The 9,129-nt window shown below is 70.4% G+C and carries 8 protein-coding genes; 5 read left to right on the top strand and 3 right to left on the bottom strand.

What is annotated here, in order from left to right:
* Positions 1-150: 150 nt before the first annotated feature.
* Together ACI3KX_RS21165 and ACI3KX_RS21160 are read left to right on the top strand one after the other, a co-directional pair.
* Complete coding sequence (locus ACI3KX_RS21165; protein WP_404910979.1) at positions 151-1,146, top strand: glycoside hydrolase family 6 protein; 996 nt, start codon at positions 151-153, stop codon at positions 1,144-1,146.
* Between the two features lie 121 nt (positions 1,147-1,267).
* Entirely contained in the window at positions 1,268-2,137 is an 870-nt protein-coding gene (locus ACI3KX_RS21160) for a response regulator transcription factor (protein ID WP_349426370.1), read from the top strand.
* A 172-nt stretch (positions 2,138-2,309) separates the two neighbouring features.
* Here the strand turns inward: ACI3KX_RS21160 and ACI3KX_RS21155 are convergent, their stop codons facing one another.
* Positions 2,310-3,791, bottom strand: coding sequence for a glycosyltransferase (locus ACI3KX_RS21155; RefSeq protein ID WP_404910978.1), 1,482 nt, complete (start codon positions 3,789-3,791; stop codon positions 2,310-2,312).
* Between the two features lie 190 nt (positions 3,792-3,981).
* On the opposite strand from ACI3KX_RS21155, the gene ACI3KX_RS21150 reads away from it, so the two are divergent.
* Together ACI3KX_RS21150 and ACI3KX_RS21145 are read left to right on the top strand one after the other, a co-directional pair.
* A complete protein-coding gene (locus tag ACI3KX_RS21150) occupies positions 3,982-5,625 on the top strand; it encodes a sensor histidine kinase (protein ID WP_404910977.1) in 1,644 nt (547 codons plus the stop codon).
* Positions 5,622-6,797, top strand: a complete 1,176-nt coding sequence (locus ACI3KX_RS21145; RefSeq protein ID WP_404910976.1) for a hypothetical protein — start codon at positions 5,622-5,624, stop codon at positions 6,795-6,797. The genes ACI3KX_RS21150 and ACI3KX_RS21145 overlap by 4 nt, the downstream gene beginning before the upstream one ends.
* On the opposite strand, the gene ACI3KX_RS21140 is transcribed toward ACI3KX_RS21145, so the two are convergent.
* Both ACI3KX_RS21140 and truA read right to left on the bottom strand, forming a co-directional pair.
* Positions 6,775-7,368 (bottom strand): hypothetical protein, encoded by a 594-nt coding sequence (locus tag ACI3KX_RS21140; RefSeq protein ID WP_363356936.1) that lies wholly within the window; start codon positions 7,366-7,368, stop codon positions 6,775-6,777. The two genes, ACI3KX_RS21145 and ACI3KX_RS21140, sit on opposite strands and share 23 nt — an antisense overlap.
* Positions 7,369-7,423: 55 nt before the next feature.
* Entirely contained in the window at positions 7,424-8,284 is an 861-nt protein-coding gene (truA, locus tag ACI3KX_RS21135) for a tRNA pseudouridine(38-40) synthase TruA (RefSeq protein WP_404910975.1), read from the bottom strand.
* An 88-nt stretch (positions 8,285-8,372) separates the two neighbouring features.
* Between truA and ACI3KX_RS21130 the strand changes: the two genes are divergently transcribed.
* A partial coding sequence (locus ACI3KX_RS21130; protein WP_404910974.1) for an acyltransferase family protein occupies positions 8,373-9,129 on the top strand: 757 nt, incomplete at its 3' end.

Raw genomic sequence — 9,129 nt, 5'->3', positions numbered from 1 at the left:
CTGCTCGAGCTGGTCGGCTCGAGGGGGGTCTCGCGCGGTCGCGCCGCGCGCGCCTCCGTGCGCCGCACGACGCCGGCCGTGCGGCTGGGGGGAACGCGCCCTCGCACGGCATGAGCGCACCCGCGCCGATGTTCTCGTAGAGTCGCCTTCGTGGCCACCTCGCGACGGACGATCACCCTCCTCGCCGCCACGGGTCTCGTCGCGGTCGCCGGCGTCGTCGTAGCCGCGATGCTCCTGACGGGTCGGGATCCCGAGCCCCCGGGGCCGGGAACGACCGTCGTCGCCTCCGCCTCTTCGAAGGCTGCGGATGCCGCCTCCCGTGCCTCTGCGGGAAGCCCGGAGCACGACGCCGCGCACTATCTGAGCGACCAGCCCACGGCCGTCTGGCTCACTCCCGAGGGCGATCCGGTCGATGTCGTCGGCGACCGCATCGCAGAGCTCGCGTCTGAGGCGCGCGCGCAGTCCGCGCGTGTCGCGGTGGTCGTCTACGGCCTTCCCGAGCGCGACTGCGGCGGACAGTCCGCCGGCGGATTCGACGGCGACGCCTACGACGAGTGGACACAGGCAATCGGGGATGCGCTGCGTGACGCCGCCGACACGTCGCCCATCGTGATCCTCGAGCCCGACAGCCTCGCGCTGGCGCCGGAGTGCGGCAACGTGCCGGAGCGCGTCGCGCAGCTCGGGGCGGCGGTCGACGCGATCAGCTCCGAGACAACCTGGATCTACGTCGACGGCGGCCACTCCGACTGGCTGCCGGCCGCCGAGATGGCCGACCTCATCGCGCAGGTCGACCGGACCGCGGACGACGGCCGCGGCATCCGCGGATTCGCGACGAACGTGTCGAACTTCATGCCGACCTCCGACGAGGTCGCCTACGCGCACGACGTGGCAGCGCTGCTCGATGGGCTGCACGCCGTCATCGACACATCGCGCAACGGCGCCGGCTCGAACGGCGAGTGGTGCAACCCGCCCGGCCGCCTCGTCGGAGAGCCAGGCGGCACGATCGGCGACGACGTCGTCGACACCAACCTGTGGATCAAACCGCCCGGCGAGAGCGACGGCGAGTGCAACGGCGGCCCGGCGGCCGGCCGGTGGTGGGACGAAGCGGCGATCGAGCTCACGCAGGACGTCATCGCCTCGGATTGAGGCCGGACCAGGCATTACCGGCGTTGTGTAGCATCGTGGGTACTGTGCACGCGTCGGGGGCCGCGGCTGGGGTCGGCATCGGCGCAGGTTCGATCAACCGTCCGAGAGAGGACGCCGCTGCATGAGCACCCCTTCTGACGAGCTGAAGACCGCCGTCATCATCGAGGACGACGCCGAGATCCGACACGTCCTCGCCGAGGTGCTCGAGTCGTCGGGCTTCTCGACGGTCTCGGTCGGCAACGGCATCGACGGGGTGCGCGCCGTGCTGACCTACAAACCGGTGCTCACCACCATCGACGTCCACATGCCGGGCATCGACGGCATCGAGGCGGCCAAGCGCATCCGCGCGCAGTCCGACACGTTCATCATCATGCTGACCGGCCTGACCGACGAGGCCGATGTGATCGCCGGCCTCGGTGCCGGCGCCGACGACTACCTCGTCAAGCCGTTCCGCCCGCGCGAGCTGCGGGCGCGCGTCGAGGCCCTGATGCGTCGTGCGCGCGCGAGCGCCGAGGGGACCCCCGCGCCGGCCGCGATGCCGTCGCAGGGCAGCGTGGGTCCGTCGTTCCCGAACGCCCGGCCGGCGACCACGTCCATCCCCGCCACGCCCGTCGTCGAAGAGGCTCCGGCGGCATCCGTGCCCGCACTGGTCGGCGACGGCGAGTGGCTCGTGCACCGCGACCTGCACCTGCACCCCGAGAACCGCATCGTGCTCATCGGCGACGAGGAGCTCGACCTCACGCGCACCGAGTTCGACCTGCTCGCGACGCTGCTCGAGTCCAAGCGGCGCGTCCGCAGCAAGGCCGATCTGACGCTGGTGCTGCGCGGCGAGTCCTACGTCACGAGCTATTTCGTGGGGGATGCCGACAAGCGCGCCGTCGAGGCCCACATGACGAATCTGCGGCGCAAGCTCGGCGAGAGTGCCGCGAGCCCCCGCTACATCGAGACCGTGCGGGGCGTGGGCTACCGCCTGACCTCCGAAACGGTCTGATCCGCGAACGCCGAAGCGGAGGCATCCGCTGCGCCCCAGACGAGCAGATGCCTCCGCAGGCTTCGGAGAGGGCGCCCGCCTCTCCCCCCAGGCGGGCTCCCTCACCTCCTCCCCCGCGCCGTGCTCCCCAGCCGCGGCGCTTTCCCCAGTTCCGACCCGCTTCGGGTACGGGTCAGACCTTGTATCCGTGCTGACGACGGATGAGCTTGAAGAACATCGACAGCGTCTGCAGCACCGTGACGGCGCCGACGATCGGCCAGCCGATCCACAGGACCGTGGACTGCACCATGACCGGCATCATCATCCAGATCGCGACCATCGCGACGATGACGGCGACTGCCAGGATCAGCGGCGTCCAGTGGCCGAATCCACCGCCGCGCTCGGCCTTGGCCTGCATGGCCCAGTTGTCGACCTTCTTGCGCGACAGGAATCGCGTCCAGGAGCGCACGAAGTGGCTGCACCGGATCCACATGTAGATCTCTGCCGGGATCAATGTCAGGCCGAAGAGGACGTCGCGTGCATTCCGGTTGTGCATGGTCATGGCCATGCGCGTGTTCAGCGCGATCGCGATGACCGGCGGAATGAGCCACCACAGCGAGAAGACGAAGGCACCGATCGACAGCGACGCCGCCAGCAGGGTGATGAAGGCGATGCGCACGAACATGTTCATGAGCATGTCGAAGTGCTCGAGCCAGCGGACCCGGAGGTTCGGGTGGAAGGGCTGCCCCTTGGTGTCGCCGCGCTGGCCGGGCCACATCAGCTCGATGGCGCCGTAGGTCCACTTCACCTGCTGGGCATCCAGCGCCCGCAGAGTCGTCATGCCGCCGACGTCGGCGCGGGCGAAGGGACTGATCTTGGTGAGGAAGCCGGCGCTCTTGATCTGCAGCGACAGCAGCGAGTCCTCGACCTCGGAGTCCTTGACCCACGGGGTCGACTGGTGGTTCTCCTTCATGACGTCACGCAGCGCCTGCGTCGAGAAGATCGAGAACTGGCCGCCGAGCACGGCCATGTTGCGCCCTCGGAGGAGGTTGTGCAGGTTGAACGCGGCGAACTGCGACCGCTGGCCGGTGGTCAGGAACTTCGCGAGCCAGCCCTTGATCGGCTTGTCGTCGATCGAGTAGATCGCCGAGATGCCGCCGATCCGGGTGTCGCTGGTCGCCTCGGACTCGAGGTACTCGACGGCCCTCGCGTCGGCGACCGTGTCGCCGTCGACACCGAGGAGGTAGTCGTAGCCCTCGACGAGCGTGTAGCCGTAGTTGAGCGCGCCGACCTTCTTGTCGGGGTTCTTCCCGATGTCGTGGACGAACACCTCGGTGAACTGCTCGCCGAGCTCGGTCACGATCTCGTGGGCGCCGGCGTACTGCGACGCGATCCTGACCGTCGCGTCCGACGTGTTGTTGACGACGACGTGGATCACGTCGGGCACGCGGGTCTGGCCGAGCAGAGCCTCGATCACCTGCGCGATCGACTCCTCCTCGTTGTACGCCGGGATGACGCAGCCGATGGTCGAACGGTGCACCGAGGTGTCGTCGAGCACCGCCTCGAAGTCATCGGCGAAGCCGTGGGCGGAGACGGTGGTGACGTCCTCCAGCGCGGCGGTCGCCTCGCTGTGGTGCGTCCGCGCGGAGCGGGTGAGCGGGACCAGTTGTGTCACGTTCGTCGCTTTCGAGATCAGGGCGCCGGGGTCTCCGGCACGAGTACAGCCTCTCCTGCCGACCGCAACGCCCCTCCGAGAGCCCGCGAGCGCTTCCGCAAGGTTTGCGCAAGGCCTCCGCAAGGAACGTTGTGCCGGCTCTCGCGGCGCGGCCCGAAATGCCGGGTGGCCGGGCCAATAGAATCGCGGCATGGCTACCGGGGCTGCACGACCGACGCTCGTCGTGGGCACGCCCGACGCCCGCACGCGGTCGATCTGGCTCACCCAGCTCGTGCTCGCGGCGAGCGTGCTCATCACGGCGATCATGGTGATGGTGCTGCAGCCCGAGCTGTTCGGTCACTGGAACTTCCTGCTCGGCACCCTCTTGGTCGTCGTCCTGACGCTCGCGACGCTGGCGGCGCCGTGGTCGCGGCTTCCGGCATCCGCCGTCCTGGCAGTCCCGTTCGCCGACGCACTCGCGATCGGCCTGATGTCGACCGGCACCGAACTGCGCCTGGGCTACCTCTGGGCCTTCCCGGTGATGTGGGCGGCCATGCACTTCCACGCGACCGCCCTGGCGGCGATGCTCGCGCTGATCGGCCTCATCCTGCTGCTGGACTCGTCGATCACCCCCGGACCCTGGGGCGCGCTGCGGGTCTTCGTGGTACTCCTCACCCTGACCTTCATCGGGATCACGGCGCACATCGCCCTCCGCAGGACCCGTTCGCTGCGGCGCCTCCTGCGGCGTCAGGCCGGCCGTCTCACTGCCACCCTCTCCCGCCGGTCCGATCAGGAGCGGCGGACGATGGAGATCCTCAACGGCATCGACACCGGCATCGCGCGGATCTCGGAGGACGGCACCCTGCTGGCCGTCAACGACGCCTACTCGCGGCTCTACGGCCTCGACCCGCTCGATCCCACACGACCCGCGCAGTCCGTCGAGTACACCGGCCTGCGCGGGATGCCGGTGCCCTTCTCGGAACGCCCGTTCTCACGTGCCGCGCGCGGCGAGACCTTCACGGACGCCTCGGTGTGGCTGTTCACCGTGCAAGGAGAATGGCGCGCGCTGTCGGTCACGGCGAAACGGCTGGCCGCCCGCGGCGACGAGGACTCCAGCATCCTGCTCCTCGTGCACGACGTCACGGCGCTCACCTACGCCCAGCGTGAGCGGGAGCGCTTCACCGCGATGGCCTCCCACGAGCTGAAGCATCCGCTCACGGTCATGATCGGCAACGCCGAGCTCGCCCTCGAGCTCGACGAGCTCACCCCCCGCACGCGCGAGCGCTTCGAGTCGATCGTCGCGGCGAGCGACCGCATGCTCACGATGACCGAGAGTCTGGTCACCACCTCGCGGCGCGGCTTCTCGGGCCGCGACGAGGTCGACGACATCGACCTGCGGCAGATCCTCCTCGAATCCGTCGCCTCGTTCCGGCCCACGGCGGTCGCCAACGACATCTCGGTCGATGTCCTGGCCGACGAGGCGCTGCCGATCACCGCGGACGGCTTCCGGCTGCGCCAGGTGGTCGACAACGTGGTGAGCAACGCGATCAAGTACACCCCGCGAGAGGGCGGGGTGCGCATCGCCGGGACCGTCGAGGGCGACACGGTCGTACTGACCGTCGCCGACAGCGGCATCGGCATCGGCGCCGACGACCTCCCCCACATCCTGACGCCCTACTTCCGCACCAGCGAGGCGAAGAAGAAGTCCGGCGGCACCGGGCTCGGGCTCGGCATCAGCAACGACATCGTGCTCGCGCACGGCGGCACCCTGGAGATCGACAGCGAGGCGGGCGTGGGCACGACCGTCACGATCCGCCTGCCCCTGGCAGGGGCCGTCACGGAAGGACCCGTATGACCGACCTCATCGCCGGCTCGGGGGTGGACCTCGGCATCGCGCAGGCGGTGATCACGACGCTCGCCACGATGCTGACCATCGGCATCGCGTTCCTCGTGCGACCGGGACTGCCGACGCTGTACTGGAGCATCGCGTTCACCCTCTCGATGCTCGCGACGTACGGCGTGGTCGCCGGCGAGATCACCGACATGGAGGTGCTCCGGCGTGCGTCGCTCGGGGCGCTCATGGGCGCCCCGGCGTTTCTCTGGTCGGGCTTCCGCGCGGCCTGGGGCCTGCGCCCGCACGTCTGGGCGGGCGCGCTCCTCGCCGGAGGCTCGGCCCTGGCGCTCGCGACCGTCACCGACATGTCGTGGTTCACCGTGGCGTATCGCACGGTCTTCTTCGCGGCATCCGTTTTCGCGGGCCTGTTCGTGCTCGATTGGGCGCGCTCGTCGAGCCGACGCAGCGACAGGCTGCTGCTGCCCCTGGTGATCGTGTCGGTCGCCTTCTTCGTGACCGGTGTCGCCACCTTCGTCGCGGGTTTCGTCTTCCCCCCGTCGGGCGGGGACGACTTCACGCTGGTGCGTCTCGTCTCATCGATCGGGATGCTGGTCTACGTCGCCTGCGCGCTCATCGCCGTGGTCGGTCCCACCGCGCGCGACAGCGGCCTGGGTCGCCCCGCGACGGTGTCCACCGCCTGGCAGCAGTTCGAGCGGATCGCCGGCGACCGCCTGATGCGCGCCCAGAAGACGTCGGAGCCCTGGTCCGTCGTCTATCTGGGACTCGATGATGCCGCCGACATCCGCCAGACAGGGGGCGCGGCGGCCTTCGCCCGGCTGTCCGAGCGGCTCGAGGACGAGGTGCGCGCCGTCTTCCCGGCGGAGTCCGACGTCGGATCGCCCTCGGCGGGCGCCGTCGTCGTGCTGGTGCCCCGGGGCGATGCCGCCGTCCGCGACCTGCTGCGGATCATCCTGGAGCGGATCACCCTCCTGGACGTGCACGGCGCCCTCCCGATCCGGCCGACGGCGAGCGCCGGCTGGGCACCGGTCTCGGTGCTCGGCTACGACCTCGACACGCTGGTCTACACCAGCCGCGAGGCCGCACGGGTGGCCAGCGGGAAGGGCGGCGACCGATGGGAGCGCGTCGGCGCGACCATCGTGAAGCGCCTGATCAGTCAGTCAGAGCTACCGTGATCGTGTCGGTCGCCGTCTGCTTGGCGTACTCGCTCGAAGTCGGCGTCGTCTGAACCAGGAAGTCGTAGCTGAACTGCAGCGTGACGAACGTCGCCTCCGGCGGCACCGGGCCGACGTTGAACGTCTGCGAGTAGCTGTACGGATCGAGCACCAGGTAGCCGGGACTCACGGTGGATGCATCGACCTGCGGCGCCAGAGCCTCGAGTGCCCCGGTGGGCGTCGAGGGGACGGCGGTCATCGACGCGCGCTGCAGGTAGACCTTCTGCCCGTCGTCGGGCTGGACGGTCGTGATCAGCGAGATGCTGACGGGCTTGACCGCCTCCGCGGTCCACTGGTCCATCGACAGCGTCGACCAGTAGTCGACGGTGGCTGTCACCGCCCCCGCGCTGAGCTGCCGCTGGGTCGCCCCGCCCGAGAGGTCGTTGGGGACCGGGGTGGGCACTGCGGTCGACGTCGCGGTCGGCGTGCTCCCGCCCGCAGGATCCCACGGCGCCGGCCCGCAGCCGGCGAGCGCCGAGACACCGAGCGCACCCATCACGACGACACCGGCGAACCGGCTCCACTTGCGCATACGACCCCCGAAGTCGACCCCGCCCGAAACGTCCGGTCAGTCTAGCGGGGCGCCTTCACTCGCGGTCGCGCCGGGCGCGCGTCTGCTCGGCGCGCTGGGCCAGCAGGTCGTCCGCGGGGTAGCCGACCGCGGTCAGCGTCAGGCCGCGTGCGGCGAGCACCTTCACCTCGGGCACGCGCTCCTGGGCGTCACGGATGTCGACGACGTCGTCGACGTCGAGCCGGCCGTCGCCGACGGCGACGCACGCGCCGACCAGCGCGCGCACCATGCTGTGGCAGAACGCGTCCGCCTTGACGTTCGCGACCAGCACCCCGGCGTCGTCGCGGTGCCAGTCGAACTCGAGAAGCGTGCGGATCGTTGTCGCCTCTTCGCGCGGCTTGCAGTAGGCGGCGAAGTCGTGCAGTCCGACGAGGGCGCGGGCCGCGGCATCCATCGCCTCGGTGTCGAGGGATGCCCGCACCGAGGTGGTCCGATGGCGCTCGAGCGGGTCGTACCCGGTGACGCTGTCGCCGATCCGGTACTCGTAGCGACGCCACACGGCGGAGAACCGGGCATCGAAGCCCTCGGGCGCGATGCGGGAGCCGAGCACCGCCACGTCGGAATAGGCGCCGACGACGCCGGTCATGCGCGCGGCGAGGGCAGCGGCGCGGTCCTCGAGCGTCTGTGTCCCGCTTCCGGGGCGCGCCTGGCGTGCGCGCAGCCGCTCGACCTGGGCGTCGTCGAGGTCGACGTGCGCCACCTGGCCCGTGGCGTGGACACCGGCGTCGGTGCGACCGGCGACGACCAGCCGGGGCTGGCCGCCGAGCACCCGGGCGAGGGCCGACTCGAGCGTCTCCTGCACCGTGCGGAGCCCGGGCTGGCGTGCCCATCCGCGGAAATGCGTGCCGTCGTAGGCGATGTCGAGGCGGATACGCACCTGCCCAGCCTAGTGAGCCGCAGCTGTGGTCCCTCAGGCTCGCGACGTAGGATTGCCGTTCCCCCACCCCTTTCGTTCGCGAGAACCCATGACGTCGACTGCGCCCACCGCCCGCTTCGCCGGGCTCGACGGCATGCGCGCCATCGCGGTGACGCTCGTGGTGGTCTACCACCTGTTCCCACCCCATGTGCTGCCGGGCGGCTTCCTGGGCGTCGACGTGTTCTTCGTCATCAGCGGGTTCCTCATCACCAGCCTCCTGCTGCGCGAGCACACCGCCACCGGCCGCGTCGCGCTCGGACGGTTCTGGCAACGCCGAGCCCGCCGCCTCCTCCCGGCCCTCGCGGTCGTCGTGGCCGTCTGCTCTGCGCTCGCGTGGCTGATCGGCGGCGACGTACTCGTCGACCTGGACGCCCAAGTGCTCGGCGCCGCCACCTTCAGCTACAACTGGGTCTCGATCGGCGGTGGTGGCGGCTACTTCGCGGCCGCGACGCCCGAGCTGTTCCGCAACTTCTGGTCGCTCGCCGTCGAAGAGCAGTTCTACCTGGTCTGGCCGCTCGTCTTCCCGCTGTTCCTGCTGCTGCCGCGCGCCTGGGCACGCATCGCCGCGGCGTTCGCGCTGGCCGCCGGCTCGGCGGCGTGGATGGGCGTCGTCGTTTCGAGCGGCGGGGACCTCACGCGCGCGTACTTCGGCACCGACACCCACGCGTTCGGGCTGCTGCTGGGCGTCGGCCTGGCCTTCCTGCTCGCCCCGCTGTCACGTGCGCGCTGGGCCGACTCGCGCGCGGCACGCCGCCTCACCGGCGCGGCCGGAGCCCTCGCGGTCGCGGGGCTCGTCGCACTCACGG

Source organism: Microbacterium sp. ZW CA_36 (assembly GCF_044987475.1).
Classification (GTDB): domain Bacteria; phylum Actinomycetota; class Actinomycetes; order Actinomycetales; family Microbacteriaceae; genus Microbacterium.
This window is presented reverse-complemented; position numbering and strand designations above follow the sequence as displayed.

Excerpts from the sequence above, each read along its gene's own strand:
- ACI3KX_RS21160 (WP_349426370.1), top strand. The coding sequence starts at position 1,268 with ATGAGCACCCCTTCTGACGAGCTGAAGACCGCCGTCATCATCGAGGAC.
- ACI3KX_RS21150 (WP_404910977.1), top strand. The coding sequence starts at position 3,982 with ATGGCTACCGGGGCTGCACGACCGACGCTCGTCGTGGGCACGCCCGAC.
- ACI3KX_RS21145 (WP_404910976.1), top strand. The coding sequence starts at position 5,622 with ATGACCGACCTCATCGCCGGCTCGGGGGTGGACCTCGGCATCGCGCAG.
- ACI3KX_RS21140 (WP_363356936.1), bottom strand. The coding sequence starts at position 7,368 with ATGCGCAAGTGGAGCCGGTTCGCCGGTGTCGTCGTGATGGGTGCGCTC.